24 protein-coding genes are annotated in these 17,434 nt (G+C 60.1%); 11 read left to right on the top strand and 13 right to left on the bottom strand.

Features of this window, described 5'->3' with window-relative positions:
- Positions 1-60: 60 nt before the first annotated feature.
- Together RS9916_RS02995 and RS9916_RS02990 are read left to right on the top strand one after the other, a co-directional pair.
- Positions 61-1,128, top strand: coding sequence for a class I SAM-dependent methyltransferase (locus RS9916_RS02995; protein ID WP_007097746.1), 1,068 nt, complete (start codon positions 61-63; stop codon positions 1,126-1,128).
- Between the two features lie 72 nt (positions 1,129-1,200).
- Positions 1,201-1,479 carry a hypothetical protein gene (locus RS9916_RS02990; protein ID WP_007097744.1) on the top strand — a complete coding sequence of 93 codons (279 nt, stop codon included), beginning with the start codon at positions 1,201-1,203 and terminating at the stop codon, positions 1,477-1,479.
- Here RS9916_RS02990 and RS9916_RS02985 read toward each other — a convergent pair.
- Positions 1,461-1,793, bottom strand: a complete 333-nt coding sequence (locus RS9916_RS02985; RefSeq protein ID WP_007097743.1) for a hypothetical protein — start codon at positions 1,791-1,793, stop codon at positions 1,461-1,463. The genes RS9916_RS02990 and RS9916_RS02985 overlap by 19 nt on opposite strands.
- A 61-nt stretch (positions 1,794-1,854) precedes the next feature.
- On the opposite strand from RS9916_RS02985, the gene RS9916_RS02980 reads away from it, so the two are divergent.
- Positions 1,855-2,109, top strand: a complete 255-nt coding sequence (locus RS9916_RS02980) for a DUF6439 family protein (RefSeq protein WP_007097741.1) — start codon at positions 1,855-1,857, stop codon at positions 2,107-2,109.
- On the opposite strand, the gene RS9916_RS02975 is transcribed toward RS9916_RS02980, so the two are convergent.
- Positions 2,069-2,578 (bottom strand): ATP-binding protein, encoded by a 510-nt coding sequence (locus tag RS9916_RS02975; protein ID WP_007097740.1) that lies wholly within the window; start codon positions 2,576-2,578, stop codon positions 2,069-2,071. The genes RS9916_RS02980 and RS9916_RS02975 overlap by 41 nt on opposite strands.
- Positions 2,579-2,645: 67 nt before the next feature.
- Complete coding sequence (locus RS9916_RS02970; protein WP_038024088.1) at positions 2,646-3,359, bottom strand: GUN4 domain-containing protein; 714 nt, start codon at positions 3,357-3,359, stop codon at positions 2,646-2,648.
- A gap of 40 nt (positions 3,360-3,399) precedes the next feature.
- On the opposite strand from RS9916_RS02970, the gene mnmH reads away from it, so the two are divergent.
- Genes mnmH through RS9916_RS02950 form a run of 4 tightly spaced genes read left to right on the top strand, consistent with a single transcriptional unit; the run spans position 3,400 to position 6,983 of the window.
- A complete protein-coding gene (mnmH, locus tag RS9916_RS02965) occupies positions 3,400-4,470 on the top strand; it encodes a tRNA 2-selenouridine(34) synthase MnmH (protein ID WP_038023154.1) in 1,071 nt (356 codons plus the stop codon).
- Between the two features lie 29 nt (positions 4,471-4,499).
- The gene (psb28, locus tag RS9916_RS02960) at positions 4,500-4,886 is read left to right on the top strand and encodes a photosystem II reaction center protein Psb28 (protein WP_007097737.1); all 387 of its coding nucleotides are present in this window, start codon (positions 4,500-4,502) and stop codon (positions 4,884-4,886) included.
- Positions 4,883-5,971, top strand: a complete 1,089-nt coding sequence (locus RS9916_RS02955; RefSeq protein ID WP_007097736.1) for an AI-2E family transporter — start codon at positions 4,883-4,885, stop codon at positions 5,969-5,971. Before psb28 ends, RS9916_RS02955 begins: the two co-directional genes overlap by 4 nt.
- A 13-nt stretch (positions 5,972-5,984) precedes the next feature.
- Complete coding sequence (locus RS9916_RS02950) at positions 5,985-6,983, top strand: AI-2E family transporter (protein ID WP_007097735.1); 999 nt, start codon at positions 5,985-5,987, stop codon at positions 6,981-6,983.
- A gap of 17 nt (positions 6,984-7,000) precedes the next feature.
- Here the strand turns inward: RS9916_RS02950 and RS9916_RS13725 are convergent, their stop codons facing one another.
- From RS9916_RS13725 to RS9916_RS02910, 9 genes are all read right to left on the bottom strand, one after another.
- Complete coding sequence (locus RS9916_RS13725) at positions 7,001-7,171, bottom strand: hypothetical protein (protein WP_369791591.1); 171 nt, start codon at positions 7,169-7,171, stop codon at positions 7,001-7,003.
- 52 nt (positions 7,172-7,223) lie between these two features.
- On the bottom strand, positions 7,224-8,186 hold the full coding sequence (secF, locus tag RS9916_RS02945) for a protein translocase subunit SecF (RefSeq protein WP_007097733.1): 963 nt from the start codon (positions 8,184-8,186) through the stop codon (positions 7,224-7,226).
- Positions 8,187-8,199: 13 nt separating this feature from the next.
- On the bottom strand, positions 8,200-9,681 hold the full coding sequence (gene secD, locus RS9916_RS02940; RefSeq protein ID WP_007097732.1) for a protein translocase subunit SecD: 1,482 nt from the start codon (positions 9,679-9,681) through the stop codon (positions 8,200-8,202).
- Between the two features lie 4 nt (positions 9,682-9,685).
- Positions 9,686-10,669: a pyruvate dehydrogenase complex E1 component subunit beta gene (locus RS9916_RS02935; protein ID WP_007097731.1), complete on the bottom strand. Its 984-nt coding sequence runs from the start codon at positions 10,667-10,669 to the stop codon at positions 9,686-9,688.
- Positions 10,670-10,871: 202 nt separating this feature from the next.
- On the bottom strand, positions 10,872-11,246 hold the full coding sequence (locus RS9916_RS02930; protein WP_007097729.1) for a DUF3082 domain-containing protein: 375 nt from the start codon (positions 11,244-11,246) through the stop codon (positions 10,872-10,874).
- Positions 11,243-12,175 carry a 4-(cytidine 5'-diphospho)-2-C-methyl-D-erythritol kinase gene (ispE, locus tag RS9916_RS02925; protein ID WP_007097728.1) on the bottom strand — a complete coding sequence of 311 codons (933 nt, stop codon included), beginning with the start codon at positions 12,173-12,175 and terminating at the stop codon, positions 11,243-11,245. The genes RS9916_RS02930 and ispE overlap by 4 nt, the downstream gene beginning before the upstream one ends.
- Positions 12,176-12,179: 4 nt before the next feature.
- Complete coding sequence (gene rsmA / locus RS9916_RS02920) at positions 12,180-13,013, bottom strand: 16S rRNA (adenine(1518)-N(6)/adenine(1519)-N(6))-dimethyltransferase RsmA (RefSeq protein ID WP_038024086.1); 834 nt, start codon at positions 13,011-13,013, stop codon at positions 12,180-12,182.
- A 935-nt stretch (positions 13,014-13,948) separates the two neighbouring features.
- Positions 13,949-14,344, bottom strand: coding sequence for a YraN family protein (locus RS9916_RS13720; protein ID WP_071961545.1), 396 nt, complete (start codon positions 14,342-14,344; stop codon positions 13,949-13,951).
- Between the two features lie 92 nt (positions 14,345-14,436).
- Positions 14,437-14,907: an aromatic acid exporter family protein gene (locus tag RS9916_RS02910; protein WP_232199610.1), complete on the bottom strand. Its 471-nt coding sequence runs from the start codon at positions 14,905-14,907 to the stop codon at positions 14,437-14,439.
- A 178-nt stretch (positions 14,908-15,085) separates the two neighbouring features.
- Between RS9916_RS02910 and RS9916_RS02905 the strand changes: the two genes are divergently transcribed.
- From RS9916_RS02905 to RS9916_RS02890, 4 genes are all read left to right on the top strand, one after another.
- Positions 15,086-15,562, top strand: coding sequence for a pentapeptide repeat-containing protein (locus tag RS9916_RS02905; RefSeq protein ID WP_007097724.1), 477 nt, complete (start codon positions 15,086-15,088; stop codon positions 15,560-15,562).
- Positions 15,562-16,029, top strand: a complete 468-nt coding sequence (locus RS9916_RS02900; RefSeq protein ID WP_007097723.1) for a hypothetical protein — start codon at positions 15,562-15,564, stop codon at positions 16,027-16,029. Before RS9916_RS02905 ends, RS9916_RS02900 begins: the two co-directional genes overlap by 1 nt.
- Positions 16,026-16,460, top strand: coding sequence for a 23S rRNA (pseudouridine(1915)-N(3))-methyltransferase RlmH (locus RS9916_RS02895; protein WP_007097722.1), 435 nt, complete (start codon positions 16,026-16,028; stop codon positions 16,458-16,460). The genes RS9916_RS02900 and RS9916_RS02895 overlap by 4 nt, the downstream gene beginning before the upstream one ends.
- An 85-nt stretch (positions 16,461-16,545) precedes the next feature.
- A complete protein-coding gene (locus RS9916_RS02890; RefSeq protein WP_038023149.1) occupies positions 16,546-16,734 on the top strand; it encodes a hypothetical protein in 189 nt (62 codons plus the stop codon).
- A gap of 203 nt (positions 16,735-16,937) precedes the next feature.
- Here RS9916_RS02890 and RS9916_RS15240 read toward each other — a convergent pair whose 3' ends face one another.
- Positions 16,938-17,072, bottom strand: a complete 135-nt coding sequence (locus RS9916_RS15240) for a hypothetical protein (protein WP_255346323.1) — start codon at positions 17,070-17,072, stop codon at positions 16,938-16,940.
- Positions 17,073-17,434: the final 362 nt, after the last annotated feature.

The following is a 17,434-nucleotide window of genomic DNA, read 5'->3' as shown; positions in this document are numbered from 1 at the left end:
AGCCACAGCGTCGCCCGGGATCCGCTGGAATAGGTGGCCACCTGTTGATGCCCCGCTGCGATGGCGACGCCCACCCTGACCGAGATCGCTTATCGCACCCTGCAGCAAAGCCGGAGTCTGGCGGGGCTAGCCCACAAAGAAATCAGCACAAAACTGATGGAATTGATGGCGCCGGAGGTGACACCCAGCACCGAACCTGTGCCTGCCGAGATGCTGATGCAGTTGCGACAGGCCATGGCCGATCTTGAGGATCTCGACTGGCGGGAAGCAGAGCAAGGGCTCTATCCGAAAAGTCAGTTATTTGATCTGCCTTGGGTCGATTGGGCCACCCGCTATCCGCGTTTATGGCTCGATCTTCCTTCGACCTGGAATCGCCGTCGGGAGCGCAATGTGCGCGACCTGCCGGATCATGCTGATGAAGCGCTTTATCCCGACTACTACCTTCAAAACTTCCATCACCAGACCGATGGCTACCTGAGCGACCACTCCGCTGAGCTCTACGACCTCCAGGTGGACATCCTGTTCAACGGCGCTGCTGACGCCATGCGCAGGCGCGTGATTGCCCCTCTGAAGCGCGGTCTGCGGGCCTTTGAAGGACGACCTTCCGCAAGTCTCAAGGTTCTGGATGTGGCCACAGGCACTGGACGCACGCTTCAACAGATCCGTGCAGCACTGCCCGAAGCAACCCTTGTGGGAGTCGATCTCTCCGAGGCTTATTTGCGGCAGGCCAACCGTTGGTTGAACCAAGGTGACAGCCCATTGGTGCAATTGCTCCAAGGCAATGGTGAGTCCATCCCCCTCGCGGACGGAAGCACCCAGGCCGTGACCTGCGTGTTCCTGATGCATGAACTCCCTGGGGAGGCCCGTCAGGCCGTGATCAACCAGTGCTATCGGGTGTTGGAGCCAGGCGGAGTGTTCGTTCTGGCGGATTCCATCCAGTTGGCGGATTCTCCTCAGTTCGAACTCGCGATGGACAACTTCCGCAAGGCCTTCCACGAGCCTTATTACCGCGATTACATCAGCGATGACATGGAACGTCGCCTTCAACAGGCTGGCTTCACAGGAATTGCCGCCGACTCCCACTTCATGACCCGGGTTTGGACCGCCACCAAACCGCCAACGGCATAGGCATTCGCTGACACCCCCCTGCCAGCTGCCTCTGTCGGTCCATAGGGTTCAACCACACGGATCAGGAAGGACATGACCAACCCCTTTCAGGTGCGCTGGCTTCAAGGTTGGACCTTTGAAGTTGTGCTGATGGAGGGGCATGTGCAGGTGGAGGCCACCGGGTTTGGGATCTGCTTGCGAACGCGGATGTACCCCGGGGAAAGTCCCCAGGGCGCCGCTGACCGGCTTGTTCTCGCTGAAGACAGACGCCGTCGTGCTCTTCACCAGGCCTGGATCCGTGATCAAGCTGAACCCAGCAACGTCAGACCCCCATCGGTGGTGGTGGTGCGACCTCAACCCGTGGCGGCCTGAGCGAGCCACCACCCAATCAACACCGCAGGGCCACCCCAGCGCAGACCGTGCCAGAGCCACCAGCCTTTCGCCGGGGGAGTGAGTTGCTGAAAGGCTGGATTGGCCTCAGCCAACTGCTGAAGCAGGCGATGGCGTTGATGGAGTCGGCGCTCGCGTAGACCCAAAGATCGTCTCGGCTTGGCGCGAGAACCCTGGAACTGCTGAAGCACCACCAGCAGCCGCGCCAGACCATGCAACATCCTCCATTCACCCGAGTGGCGCTGATGGCCATGCCGAGGGAGCTGACGATGCGAACGGCTCCAGCGGGCACCCATGCCGCATCAACGGGGATCACCCTGCAGGATAGGGAGGTTGATCGCTTGATTCCGCAGCGCAATGCCTGCACGCTCCACCGAATGGCCTGCTGAAGCCGCTGCCCTAGCTCAGGACCTCCATGAACACTTACGCCTGACGGACCGGAACTGGCACGCTCTGAAAACCGATGCCGATCGTCGTGCTGCCGAATTGCTCACCGGTGCACTGCTCCAGCTGTTGAAAGGAGGAAGCAACGCTGATGCCTGTGCTCTCACCGAGCAGGGCCTGCGATGGCTCAAGCGGGAACTGAAGGATCCTGGCTGTCCCCACCGCTGAAGCCAGACGAATCTTGTAGGGGTTTACGGCAGGCCACCTGAAGCCGATTTCCGCGCCGACTCCAACGCACATCATCAAAACATTGATGGATCAGGAACAGACCACGACCTCGCGCGGCATCCAGACGCTGCGGCAACTCCCCTGCACGAGCTTCGATCGGTAAGCCCTCCCCCTCGTCTTGGATCTGCCACACGAGCCAATGGGGGGTCAGGATCCGCCGCACCCGCAGCCACTTGCCGCTGTCGCCTCCATTGCCGTGACGTACGGCATTGACCAGCGCTTCCTGAAGGCCCAGTTCCAAGCGCATGGCGGTCTGCTCGCAGGTCACCGGTTCGAGCAACAACTCGAGCAACGGACTCAACTGAAGCGTTGACGGGAGGATGAAATCAGCCCAGCGGAACGTGGGCACAAGCGAAAGCGGGCGCAGCTTTTGCGTCAACGACACCACCGTGTGTTCGCTCGACGCCATCGGCAGAGCAGCACTCTGATTCGACCTTAACGGCCTCAGGTGCGGCTGCCACCCAACCGATCACGCCTTAACGACGTCCTTCCAGAGAAGGATGGTTGAGCAAAGCATCCATCAGGCGCACACCACGCAACTGATTGATCAAGGGCATATGACCTTCAGGCGCAGTCAGGCTCCAGGTGAAAGCCCCGGGATAGCGGGTCCAGACACCATCCTGTTTCCAACCGATCCGTGGCCACAGACGCTCGTAACGACCATCGAGAGCGGCCAACAATTTGGCCTGAGCCGTGAAACCAAACCGACCCTGGGAATAGGCGGTCCAGAGGCGGTCGAGGGTGATCAAATCCAGGCCTTGCATCGGAGGCACTTCACTGAAATACACGTACCCACGCTGCTCTGCGTCAGGCCCTGCGAGCTGCCGCAACACCCGGCTGGTGAACCGATCTGCCTCTTCAAACTGTTCCGCCAGCAAATCGCGCTGCAGAGGGCTGTAATCAATCCCCACCGCCGATGGTGCATCAAACCATCCGTTGGAGGCCCCCAACAGCGAAGGAAGCACCTGGGGTTGCTGACGTTGAAACACCTGCAGCAGCCAACCGGCGGCCCAGTCGTCACCCTTGGGATCAAACCCGGCCAGAGCGGCGGACCCAAGGGACGCAAGCTCTTCGGCCCGCTTCTCAACGGTGGGGATCAAAGATCGGCGCTGGCGCGCAGAACCGGTGCGAAATCGCTCCAGCAACTGCTCGACGGTCAGGCTGGGGGTGGAGGAGAGTCCGGAAAGCATGAATCGAGACCGGCTCTCACTGGCACGGCGTTGGCCCACTATGTCAGGCATGGGCGCCAAAACGACAACCGACTTCAACACTTTTCGACGCGCCGCTGGCCGCCTGGTGGATGTGCGCAGCCCCGGGGAGTACCAACAGGGGCATTGGCCAGGGGCCATCAACATCCCGCTGTTCAGTGACGAGCAACGGGCGGAGGTGGGGACCACCTACAAGCAGCAAGGACGACATCAAGCCGTGGAGCTGGGATTGGAGCTTGTCGGCCCCGCTCTGGCTTCTCTGGCACGGGCCTTAAAGGAGGCGGCGGCGGACGATCCAGCACTCAGGATTTACTGCTGGCGAGGAGGAATGCGCTCCAACAGCATGGCCTGGCTGGCCACCCAAGTGGACCTGAAACCCCAGGTACTTGAAGGTGGTTACAAGACTTATCGCCGTTGGGTGCTGGAGCAATGTTCACGTCCCTGGCCGGTGAAGCTGCTCGGCGGCCGGACTGGCAGCGGAAAAACTGATCTCCTACTGGCGCTGGCGAACCGCAACGTCGCCGTGGTGGATCTTGAAGGCCTAGCACACCACCGCGGTAGCAGCTTTGGAGGCCTCGGTCTCCCCGATCAACCCACTACGGAACACTACGAAAACCGCCTGGTCGAGGCCCTGGAGCAACACCGACATGCCGGTGCCCAAGAAATCTGGATGGAAGCGGAAAGTGCCCAAGTCGGTCGATGCCGCATTCCCAGAGATCTGTTTCAGCAGATGCAAGCGGCGGAGGTGCTTGAAATTCAACGCTCCACCGAGGAACGGGTCGCGCAATTGGTGGCCGTCTATGGCCACCAAGGTGGACAACAGCTGGCGGATGCCACGCAACGCATCAGCCGTCGCCTCGGGCCGCAGCGCACCCAACGCGCCCTCGAAGCCATTGCCTCTCAGGACTGGGCAACGGCATGCCGGGCCATGTTGGATTACTACGACCGTTGCTACGACCACGAGCTGGAACAGGCGGAGGAGCGGCGAAGCATCGATCTCACTGGCCTCGATCCCGAACAATCCGCCGATCAGTTACTGCGCGATCAATTGATCAGTCCTCTACCAGAGCCACTGGACGGCATTCATCTCTAAAGTCTCCGTTTGGCTTGGGCGGATCTTCCATGGCAGACGGCAGCAAAGCAGCCATTCAGTTTTTCCGCGGTGTGAATGAGCCGGTCGTGCCGGACATCCGTATGACCCGCAGCCGCGATGGACGCACGGGCCAGGCCAAGTTCGTGTTCGAAGAGCCTCAAGCACTGGCCCCTGAGACGCTCGGTGACATCGCCGGCATGTGGATGGTGGATGAAGAGGGCTCGCTGGTCACTCGGGAAGTGAATGGACGCTTTGTGAACGGCAAACCCTTCGCTCTGGAAGCCACCTACACCTGGAAGAGTGAGGCTGATTTCGAGCGCTTTATGCGCTTCGCGCAGCGTTACGCAGCCGCAAACGACCTGGGCTATTCCGAAAACTCCGGCGAGAATGCCGGTGCGGATGACGAAAACGGGTGAAATTGCCCCAATGGATCGGTCTGGCGGCTTTGACAGCCGCCTGCCTGCTGCTCTGGAGCCTGCGGGATGTGCTGATCCATCTGTTCGCCGCCATCGTCTTGGCGATGGCGATTTGCACCCTTGTTGGGAGTCTGCGGGAACGTTGGCCGATTCCCAGGGGATGGGCCCTTTTGATTTGCCTGTTGGGCCTGGTGCTGGTGGTGGGAATAGGAGCCTCGATCCTGGTTCCGCCATTCGTCAGCCAGTTCCATCAATTGCTCCTGCAGCTCCCTGCTGCAGCTAATGAGCTCAAGCAGCTGGCGATCGCGACCATCAACAACATCTCTGGGAGGGTCTACGGGCTCGAAGGCGCTCGCAACTGGAGCGCCCAGTTCCTGTCCAACGGAACGGCCCTTCCAGACAGCGCGACGTTGGCTTCAGGCCTTGGCGGCGGACTTCAACAGCTGTTGGGGCTCGCCGGCAACCTGGGCAGCGGGCTGGTGCAGCTGCTGTTCGTGATCGCCGTCACCTTGATGGTGGCCGTGCAGCCCCAGGCTTACCGGGAGGTGGCCATCCAATTGATGCCGTCGTTTTACAGGCGACGGGCGCGCGCCATCTTGCTGCAGTGCGGTGAAGCATTGAGCAGCTGGATGGTGGGGTTACTGATCAGTTCGTTGTGTGTGGGGGTGCTGGCCGGCATTGGCTTGTCGTTGCTGGGCGTGAAGCTGGTGGTCGCCAACGCACTTCTGGCCGGGCTTCTCAACGTGATTCCCAACGTGGGGCCGACGATGAGCACCATTTTTCCCATGGCTGTTGCTCTTCTGGATGCTCCTTGGAAATCACTTGCCGTTCTCGGCCTTTATGTGGTGATTCAAAACCTGGAGAGTTATGTGATCACCCCGTCGGTGATGCACCACCAGGTGAAGTTGTTGCCTGGCCTGACCCTCACGGCCCAGTTTGTGTTCACCGTGGTCTTTGGACCTCTGGGCTTGCTGCTAGCCCTACCACTCGCGGTGGTTCTGCAGGTGATTATCCGAGAAGTGATCATCCACGACATGCTTGACCGGTGGAAACCGGAGCACCTTCGCTTCAACCCGCTGAGATGAAGGAGAGCCGGGGATGAACGCCAGAAACCTGCTCGCCATCCTCACCCTTGTGGTGCTCACGCTTCTGATCTGGGAGCTGCGCTGGGTGCTGCTTGTGCTGTTCGGCGCCGTGGTGCTGGCCGTTGCTCTGGATGTCCCAATCCAGAAGCTGCAGCGATTTGGTCTGCCCCGCCCAATTGCGTTGGCGGCGGTGCTGCTGGTCATGGTGCTGGGCGGCAGCCTGGTCATCCAGCTGCTGGTGCCGGAGCTGATCGACCAGATCCAACAGCTGGGCGCGCTCGTCCCGGTGGTGTTCAGCAAGCTGCAGACGATGGTGGCCAACGAGCCACGACTGCAGAGCCTGACGCAGAACTTGCCCAGTCAATTCAGCTGGGAACGACTTGAGCCCGTCGGCACCCAGCTGATCGGGGTTGCGGGCGGCGCCGCCAACGGTGTTGTGCAGCTCCTGCTGATGAGCCTGTTGGCCGTGTTGATGGTGTTGGATCCTGCGTCCCATCGACGCATGCTGATCGCCGCCACCCCCAGACCCGCCCGGCCGATGATGAAGCGGGTCCTTGATCAATGCCGGACGGCCCTTGGCGGCTGGCTGGCTGGCATGACGCTCTCCGCGACAAGCGTGTTTCTGCTGACCTGGCTGGGACTCGCCCTTCTCAAAGCTCCGTTGGCACTGCTGAGTGCTCTGGTCTGCGGCCTGCTCACCTTTGTACCGACCATCGGCCCCACAGCAGCCACCCTGTTGCCACTGTCCATGGCCCTGCTGGTCTCGCCAACCTTGATGCTTCAGGTGCTGGTGCTGCGCCTGGTGCTGCAGAACTTGGAAGCCTTTCTGCTGACACCGATCTTGCTGAGGCGCACCGTGAATCTGTTGCCAACCGTGGCCTTAATGGCTCAACTCAGCCTTGGTGCACTGCTTGGCCTGCCCGGTGTTCTCCTTGCTCTGCCGTTGGTTGTTGTACTCCAAGTCGGCATGGAACTTGTCGTGGTGCGCCAGATCATGGATCGCTGGACCTAAACACGCCCTTTCACAGGTCAGTGATCTGGCCTATTCGAGGGGCCGTAGCGCCGCCAAAGCGAAGGCATGGCCACCAAAACAACCACCGCAAGCAGGTGATGACGCACTGCGTTGCTGATTGCCGTGAGGGTGATGTGATCCCTCAACAACATCAACTCGATGCGTAAATCAAACAGAGCTAGCGCCAATAAGAGGACGGGAAACCATCGCTCTCCATACCGAGGTCGCGTTGGATTCCGTTCAGGCACTGGCCGAAGCGCGAGGGCGACCTGACCAAATGGTGAGCAATGAAGGGGCCAAGGCAATGCTGGACCAGCTGCCCACAATCACTCCAAGGGCAAGGGCAATGGCGAACCAATACAACGTGGCCCCTCCAAACAAAATCAAAGCAATCAGAGGCAGCAATGTGGTGCCACTGGTGTAGATGGTGCGGGTGAGGGTGGCAGACACGGCGCGGTCAACCTGATCGTTAATCGGAAGATCACCATCCTCACGCTGACGTTCGCGAATGCGATCGAACACCACGACGGTGTCGTTCACGGAATAACCAGCGATGGTCAGGAGCGACACCGCAAACAAACTGTCGACCTCCAGACCGATCCAAAGACCAAGCCAGGCAAAGATGCCGCAGACGATCACCACGTCATGGGCCAGGGCCAGCAGAGCCAGAACGGCATAGCGGCCGTCGTAGCGGATGCTGATGTAGAGAGCGATGCCTGCAAACGCCACCAGCAGAGACACCAAACTGCTGAGCAGAAGCTGGCTTCCCAAACTCGGGCCGATGGTGTCAACCGATTGCCCCTGCGTCTGAAACGGTCCCGCCAGAGGCGTGACAGCCTCAATCACCTCTTGGCTTTGTGCCGCTGATAACGCTGGAGTCCGCAGAGAAAGCGATTGACCACCATCGAGAATCTGAACCCTTGCCGAATCAAGACTTGGGGCGTTGGTGGTGTCATCAGCACTGAGGGCAACTTCCCCGAGGATGGCTTCGACCGCATTGGCCTGAAGCGGTGTGCAAGCGTCCTCGCAGAGTCGCTCGAGCTGGATCTGCGTACCACCAGTGAAGTCCAGGCCTGGGCGCAAAGGCGCCTTGATGGCGGGGTTCGTCCAGCTGAGGGCAAGACCGGTGATGCTGAACGCCACCATCAGCAGGGAAATCCACCAGACGCGGCGACGGGATCGACTGAGTTGAAGGGCGATCATGACGCGAAGAGATTCAGGCGGATTGGGTGGGAAGCTGCCGCTGGGGCAGGAAATTCGTGGGGCGTCGGAGACCCTGATAGCCCATCAGGAAGCGCAACAACGTGCGGGTGCAGGTCAGGGCGGTGAACAGGCTCAACACCACGCCGATGCCCAAGGTGGCTGCGAATCCCTTTACCAGGCCGGTGCCGAGAGTGAACAAAGCAGCACAACTGATCAGGGTGGTGAGGTGGCCGTCAATGATGGAAGAAAAGGCCTGCGAGAAAGCCGTTTCGATCGAACGCACCAGGGTGTTTCCGCTGCGCAGTTCGTCTTTGATGCGCTCGAAGATCAACACGTTGGCATCCACTGCCATGCCGATACTGAGAATGAAACCGGCAATGCCAGGGAGGGTCAGCGTGACCCCGATCAGGGAGTAAACCGAAAGGTTGAACAAGGCATAAAGAGCCAATGCCACCACTGCTACCGCTCCAGCAAGGCGGTAGATCAGAACCATGAACACCGTGACCAGGGCAAGGCCTGAGAGGGCAGCCACCAAACTGCGCTGAACGTTTTCAGCACCGAGGCTGGGGCCAATGGTGCGCACTTGAAGGATCTCAACCGGCAGGGGAAGAGCACCGCCATTGATGAGTTCAGCCAGGTCATTGGCCTCCTCGGCACTGAACCGACCGGTGATTTCCGCATTCCCGCCCGTAATGCCGGCCACCTTGAACTGCGATCCCACCGATGCTTCGCTGATGGGACTGCCATCCAGAAAAATCCCGAGCAGGCGATCGGTGCCGGCAATCGATTTGGTCAGTTCAGCAAATTTGTCACCACCCTCGGAATTGAAGCTGAGGGTGACGGCCCATCCGGGACTCTGCTCAGTGGGTCCGCGAGTTCCGGCCCTAGTCAACAATTTGCCGTTGAAAGCTGCAGGCTCAAACCCATCCGCAAACTGCCGATCCGCCTTGGCGAGCACCTGTTCAAGTTGTTCCTGTTCACTGCCTGCCGAGCCTTCAAGCCCAAGAGCCTTCTGTGCTTCGGCAAACGCCTCAGGATCGATCGACGTTTCATCAGAATCGCCACGGGCTTCCTTAGCCGCGAGGATGCTTTTCACCTGACTGCGCAGCCTCTGCAGGCCTCGCATTTCTTCCGAAATTCCTGGCTTCTGAGCACGGAACTCGAGCAGAGCCGTCTTACCCAGCTTTTCGGCCGCCTTGGATGGATCTGTTTCCCCAGGAAGCTGAAGCACAAGCTGATCGTCTCCAACCGTCTGGAGGGTGGATTCAGCAACCCCCAGGCTGTTCACCCGACGGTCGAGCACGCTCTTGACCGACTCCAGCTCTGTTTTGGTGATCTTGGTGATGGAGCCGGCGGGCTGCACTTCAAGCAGGAGCTGACTTCCGCCTCGAAGATCAAGCCCCAGATCAACACCTGGAGAAATCACGAACAGCCACAGGGCTGATGTGATCGCCAAAGAAAGAATGAGGGCGAACCAGCCCTGCTGTCGAGCCATTGCCTCAGAGCCCCTCGCGGACGATCTGCTGAGCCGCCTCAACGATCTGATGGGGCTGGATGATCGTCAGATTTTCGAGATTGCCGTTGTAGGGAGTCGGAATGTCTTGACTGGAAAGACGCACCGGACGGGCGTCGAGATCGTCGAAGCACTGCTCGGTGATCAGGGCAATCAGCTCAGCACCGATACCGCCGGTCTTCATGCACTCCTCCACCACAATCACCTTGTGGGTCTTGCGGATGGAGCGACCAATGGTCTCCATATCGAAAGGCTTGAGACTGATCAGGTCGATCAGTTCCACGCTGATGCCATCGGCCTCCAGCTGCTCCACCGCCTTGAGACAGTGGTGACGCATGCGTGAGTAGGTCAGGATCGTGACGTCCGAGCCTTCCTGCACCAGATCCGCCTGATCCAGGGCGCAGACGTAATCCCCTTCAGGCAGATCTTCGGTGAGGTTGTAGAGCAGCACGTGCTCAAAGAAGAGCACCGGGTTGTTGTCGCGAATGGCAGCCTTCATCAGGCCCTTGGCATTGGTGGGGGTGCTGCAGGCCACGATCTTGATGCCCGGCACCGCATGGAAATAGGCCTCCAGGCGTTGGCTGTGTTCAGCACCCAGCTGACGGCCCACACCACCGGGACCACGCACCACCGTCGGGATCGTGAAATTGCCACCGCTGGTGTAGCGGAGCATCCCCATGTTGTTGGAGATCTGGTTGAAGGCCAGGAGGAGGAAGCCCATGTTCATGCCCTCCACGATCGGGCGCAGGCCTGTCATGGCAGCACCCACAGCCATGCCTGTGAAGCTGTTCTCAGCGATGGGCGTGTCCAACACCCGCAATTCGCCGTATTTCTCGTACAGATCCTTGGTGACTTTGTAGGAGCCGCCGTATTGACCGACATCCTCCCCCATCACACAGACGTGAGGATCACGGGCCATCTCCTCGTCGATGGCTTCACGGAGTGCGTTGAAGAGAAGCGTCCCTGCCACGGCGTTGCTGATATCCCGGCCATGCCGGCGTCAGCGGCCAAGCTATCTCAGCCCGTGCAGATTCAGCCTCCAGCAGCAAAGGTTGTGAGCAGAAGCACCGACAGCAACAAACCTGGAGAAAGCAACAGCACCAGCAGGCCGAGGTCGTGGGGAGTCATTGGTTCCGTACCGCGGTAAAAACGCGGGAATCAATGGCAAAACCCTAGGCAGCGTCAGGTTGTTCGCCTATGAAAAGACTGCGAAGAAACACAAGAAACAGCCCCAGACCGATGAACGCGAAGCTGAAGGTGGCCAGGAAACACATGCCCGTCATCAACGTCTTCAATGCGGTGGCGATGCTCTGGGCGATCGACGAACTGAAATGGGTCGAGTGTTCTGCGAAGTACAGCACCATTCGCTTGCTGAACCCCCAGCTGAACCAGGCCAGCACCAGGCTGGTAGCCGAACCCGACAAAAAGCTGAGGGGGCCTTTGCGCGGCTTGCTGGCGACCGTGTCCTCTGCACTCTTGGAGGCGGCTGAATCTCCCTCAGAGGAAGGATCGTCGACCCCCTTGGCGTTGCTGTCTTGACTGCTCATGGGGCCAGCTTGACGCCCTCAGGCTGCATCGAACAACTCCAGCAGGCCAAGCCAGCCTGCTCAAAGCTGCTGCGATGGGCTTCCAGCGCTTGATCGGCCTGCTCTCGATTGGCAAAGAGAGCAAAGCAACTTGGCCCTGAACCGCTCATCGCAACCCGCAGCTGACCTGGAAGGGCTTCCAGCAACGCGAGTGCAGTGCGCACCGAGGCCGTCTGCGGCGCCACCACCGTCTGGAGATCGTTCTGCAGTGGAGGGGGGGTGTCAGGCCGCAACGGGTTGAGCCAATCAGACGCCCGCAGACCTTGGCGGCGCTCAGCAAAAGCTGCGTCACCTTCGAGATAGGACGCACCGCGCAGCCTGCGGCACTCGCCATAGGCCCAGGGGGTGGAGACACTGACGCTCGGATCCTTCACCAACACGATGCCCATGGCCTGATCCGCTGGGGAGCAGGGCTCGAGTTGTTCACCCCGGCCGAAACAGAGCTGTGTGCCCCCGCGGATACAGAAAGGCATGTCCGAACCGAGCTCTGCCGCCATCACTTCGAGGTCTGCGGGCGCATGGCCCAGACCCCAGAGGATGTTGAGCGCCACCAACGCCGCAGCACCATCACTGGAGCCCCCCGCCAGACCGGCCCCGATGGGGATCTTTTTCTTGAGCTGGATCGAAGCACCCAGTTCGTTGAAGCCCGACCGACTGCGCAACAGCTCTGCTGCGCGGGTGATCAGGTTGTCCCCGCCGGTGCTGAGACCTTCGACGTCGCAGCTGAGATGGATCTGACCATCGGCGGTGTTGTCACAGATCAGTTCGTCGGCCAGATCGATGCTCTGCATCACCATGGCCAGTTCGTGGAACCCGTCGGCGCGCAGACCGAGCACTTCCAGATGCAGGTTGATCTTGGCTGGAGCCAGAACACGAACCGTGGCCGTCATCCGATCAAGCGGCGGAGTCGGCCTGATTCAAACCCCTGGCCAGTTCCACCCAGGCGGCAGGGGCCACTTCCTGGGGCCGTTGCTGAAGATCAATGCCAGCAGCAGCAGCCAACATCTGCAGCTGTTCGGGAGGGCAAAGGCCCGCCAACGTGTTGCGCAGCATCTTGCGCCTGGCGAGGAAAGCCTGCTTGAGCAGACTCTCAACGCGCCGGGCCAAAGCAGGCTCAGGGCGCTGCTGCATGGGCAGGGGATCCAGTCGAATCACTTCCGACTGCACCTTCGGTGGAGGCTGAAAACAACGGGGCGGCACAGGGCAGACCGTGCTGCACTGGGCGAGCAGCTGCATGCGCACGCTCAAAGCCGAAAAGCTGCTATGGCCAGGTCGCGCTCGGATGCGTTCAGCCACTTCCTTTTGCACCAGCAACACCAGACGCTGATAGGGAGGGTCAACAGGTCGATCGAGTCGACCGATCAAACGCTCCATCAAGGGGCCTGTGATGTTGTAGGGGATGTTGGCCACCACCTTGGTCGCCAACCCCTCGTCTGGAAGGGTCAGGGGGACATCCAGCACATCGCCTTCGCGCAAAGAGAAACGCCCATCGGAGCCGAAACGATCCCGCAATCCGGCTACCAGATCGCGGTCGAGTTCCACCGCATGAACCGCCGCTGCGGGGGAGCGCAAAAGCCGTTCGGTCAGAGCACCCCGCCCCGGACCCACCTCCAGCACCCGGTCGTCAGCCTGCAACCCGGAAGCCTCCAGGATGTGATCCAGCACCCGCTCATCCCGCAACCAGTGCTGGCCGAAGCGCTTGCGGGCGGTGTGTCCAGAAAAGCTCATTGCTCCAGCCTGAAGGATCACCGGATCAGTCAGGAGATCAACGGGCGCTGTGATCGCAGTCATCGGCGAGAGCGATGACTCTGCATACGGTCGAGGGAAGTCTGTTGATCAGTGACATGACCATTCCAGCAACTGCCCACGCTCTCACCACCTCCTTGGCAGGACTGTTGGTCATCAGCGGCTGTAGCAACAGTGCGTGGAACCCCAATCAAACAACTCAAAGCAACACCGACAATCCTGAAAGTCGTTGCTTTCGCCAGACCGATTTCGTCAATCGTGATCCAGCCGCTTCCCCCCAACTGCGCCTGGCCAGAAAGAATGGCGCACTCTGGGCGATGGAGATGCATGAAGGGCGTTGCAGAAAAACCTTGTTAGCCATTCGTTTCAACGAATCCAAGGATGCCAAAGGGCAACCAGTGATCTACAGGCAGACCAATCACGACAGCTTCTACAGCCTCGATCTCAACACCAAAACAAAAACAGTATTTGACCGGATTGAGCCACTGCCTCTCCCGCAAGGATTAGGTCTATCCAGGCTTCCAGAACAGCAATGCCTGGCGCAAGCGATGTACAAAACAAGCGATCGGGATCGCAACCATTTTCACCTACGCATTGAAGGCAATTACGTCTATCGCATCAGCTACGTTCCTTCAAGCGAGCTGTGCCACAAAACTCTCTCCGGCCTGCTCGATACACCCCCTAATACTGAACGCAATCAATCCTATTACGAGCTTTCTGGAAATCGTCTGACTGAACGCTATCGCGCCAGTCGTGCCCCTGGTGCCCCCGGACAATTCGTGAGTATTCGCTACCAACGCATCAACACATCACCTTCATCGGCAAAGTCTTCATTCAGGCCAGGAAAGAGAAGCGATGACGCAGCGCCAATCACACACCAGAACGCATTTCTTCTTCTTGATGGCCTCGACCTCCTTTCATCCAAGCCTGTTGACCCCATCGACGACGGGTATCCAGCGAACGGGCTTGCGGTTAGGCGGCAAGGGCACGAGGGCCACCACCAGCTCCATGGACCAAGTCGCAGTCCAAGGATTGGCCATCCGCCAACAGGCCATGGCCCTGGCCAGGCGTTGAAGCTTGCCGGCATTGCAAGCTGCGACTCCCCAACCATCGCGACCGCAGCGCCGGCGCGCCTTGACTTCAACCACCAGCAGACGGCCCTCACTCCCTTTCTGTTTGGCCATCACCAAATCGAGTTCACCAAAACGACATCGCCACCGTTCCGCCAAACAGGTCCATCCGCGTGCGCTGAGCAACAACAGCACCTTCTGCTCCGCCCATCGACCCGGATCGTTGAGGGATGGTGATGACATGGCAACCCAGAGCCACGGATCAACCGAAGGATTCCCCGCTTGATCCGTCGCGTTCGGATCACCCGCCAGCCCAGATCATCCGCAGCCCTGCGTCAAGCGCTCAGCCGCGTCAGCCGCGCACTCACCGCTGTCACCACCAGGCTGGTGGTGATCCCTAACGACACCTCAAGAAAGCGGTAAAGGCCCACCCACCACACCTGCTGAGGGTCAGCCACAAGCACCACGATGGTGAAGGTGACACCGGCAAAGCGATAGCCGATCACCTCCATGCGCAAGAGGGAGCAAAGCCCGCCAAGCAGCACCATCACCAGGCCATAAAAGGCCACATGAGGGGTGCCCAAAGCACTGACCAGACAGGCGCCCAGCACCACGCCCAGCAGGGTTCCGAGCAGGCGTTGCTTGGATGTTGACCAAGCAGCACCCAGCGAGGACTGCATGACGATGATTGCGGAAATGGCAGCCCAATAGGACTCAGGAATGCCAATCCATTCGGCGAGCCCGTAGGCCGTAGCTGCGGCAATTCCGGTGCGCAGGGCATGCCAAAGATGCTGAGGCCTTGGCACCTGAGACAACAAAACCTGATCCGTCTTTGCCCGAAGCAGCTGGGGACCTTGCAACACCACCCGGGCTCTCGTCTTGACGGCATTCTCCCCAGACCTTGAACTCAGCGCGAGATGGTGCGCCCAATGGACTGGGATTCGCTCACGCGCCCTAGGGTTGGGCTGTGATCCCCCACCGCCGATGCCCCGCCGCCTGTTGGCTCCTCTGATCGCCTTGCTGCTGGCGATCACCTTGCCGCTTGCTCCGGCCCATGCCGCTATGGATTACGCCAAACAGGTGTTAATCGGATCCGATTTCACCAACCGTGAGATGCAGGGGGTGACCTTCAATCTGACCAATCTGCGGGAAGCCGATTTCTCCGGCAGCGACCTCCAGGGCGCCAGCCTCTACGGCGCCAAACTTCAGGACGCCAACCTGACTGACACCAATTTGCGCGATGCCACGTTGGACTCAGCAGTGCTGGATGGCACCAACCTGACCAATGCTGTATTGGAGGACGCTTTTGCGTTCAACACCCGCTTCAGCAACGTGATCATCACCGGCGCTGACTTCACCAACGTTCCGTTTCGCGGTGATGCTCTGAAGACGCTCTGCGCCGCCGCCGAAGGCACCAATCCCGTGACGGGCCGCGACACCCGCGACACCCTGGGCTGCTGATGAGCTTTGATCCCCGCAGCATGGAACGCCTGAGGCAGCTGGGACGCCAGTTGCCGGAACCGCTGGCGAAACCCGAACCCAAGGCAGAGTCCCGCGCGAAGGCCACGCACAAGCGCCATCGGGTGGAAACCGAGGAGAACCCCCAGGCGCTGTTCCACGAGCTGATGACGGTCAGCGCCGATGGAACGGTTCCGGAGCATTTGATGGCCCGCCTGAAACAGGCGGAGCAAAAAGCCGAGGACGAGCGGCGTCGTCAAGCCACCAACCGCTCCCCCGCTGGTGGCAGCGCAACAACACCGGCGCCATCCACAGGAGCGGGACCACTGCCCTCGCCACCCGGTCGTCAGCAGGGCAAAGGCAAGAACACCCAACCCCGCCGGATCAAGGTGGCCCCAGGCAGCGAAGAAGAGAGCATGTATGTCGCCTTCGGCCAGCTGTTCCTGGAAGACGACGAGGATGGGGCTTGAACCCGGCCCGCTGTCGAATCCTGGCGGTTGGCAAGGTTCGCAAAAGCTGGGTGCAGGAAGGCATTGCGCTTTACCTCAAGCGTCTTCCTGGTCTGACCATCACCGAACTCCGCGACAGCACTCCTGAAAAGGAAGCCGAAGCCATCCGCCAAGCGCTTCGCCCTGACGAGGTGCCCGTGATCCTGATGGAACAGGGCAAAACCATCGACTCGGTCACTTTTGCCTCCCGGTTGGGGGGCTATGGATCCCAGCGGCTGGCTTTCGTGATCGGTGGTGCCGATGGCATCACCGCGGAACTGAAGGCATCCGCGGCCTGGCAGCTCTCTCTGTCTCCGATGACCTTCCCGCACGAACTGGCCAGGCTGCTGCTGCTGGAACAGCTGTTCAGGGCCCAGACGATCCGTGCCGGCAGCCCTTATCACCGGGCTTAAGCACGCATCCTGCATTAAGCACAAATGCCCTCTGGTCAGTGGGGCGCAAGCCCATCAGGATGGCCCTAACGGCCAAGAGCTGCCCATGGAGGTCACACCACTTGCGGACGGTTGCCTAAGGGTCTGCCTCCAGCAGGACGGCTTTGAGTCCTGCTGTGTGGTGTCCAGCTATCACCTGGTCGAGAGCAAACGTCCCCAGCTGGAACGCGCCAATCTGCGCCGCGCCTCCAACGCTCTGGGGTTAGCGCGTGACCCAAATCACAGCGCGTTGTGATCAAGATCATCTTGCGCTGAGACCAGCGAAGCGACGGTGAAGGCATCCGGAGATCAACACCTCCACTGCCATCCCATCTATGTCGTTCGAATCAGGCCTGATCGGCGTCGGCCTGGCCCTGATGTCTGCCCTCACGCTCCAACCCTCAACTCCCATTCCTGCCATTGCACCGATGCAATGGCAGCCAAGCAGCGCTGATCGCTTCAATGGCGCCCATCAGCATGGGCATACCGGGATGATCCCAACAGGGTTTCTCCGTAACGCGCCACCAAAGGGCAATAGGCCTGAAACGGCGGTTCGTTCTTGACGTAAAAAGCAAACTGCTCTGCCGTGGCCAAGCAGCACGCCGTTCCGCAACCCGGCGCGCCGTATCGGGAACAGACAGCCACATCAACCGCTCCAGCTGTCTTCAGCCTCCTTCAGGCAGCCGTCATCCAACCGAAGGACAACTGAGAACTGGCTTCAGTCCGGGCCAGATTCGCCAAGTTCGGCCCGCAACCAGGACGGACGCTCACTGCGGGGATGGAGCCAAGCGAGGCTGAGCAGAGCCTGAATCGTCTGGGGACGAGGCGGAATCTGGCATGAGGGAGAGTGCGCTTCAGGCTGATGCGTTGACGGCCTTGATGCAGTCATGACGTTCAACCGCAGGGTTAAATCCGGTCTAAGCATTGGTGCACTGAGATCCATGAGCGCAATCGCT

This window comes from Synechococcus sp. RS9916 (assembly GCF_000153825.1).
Classification (GTDB): domain Bacteria; phylum Cyanobacteriota; class Cyanobacteriia; order PCC-6307; family Cyanobiaceae; genus Synechococcus_C.
This window is presented reverse-complemented; position numbering and strand designations above follow the sequence as displayed.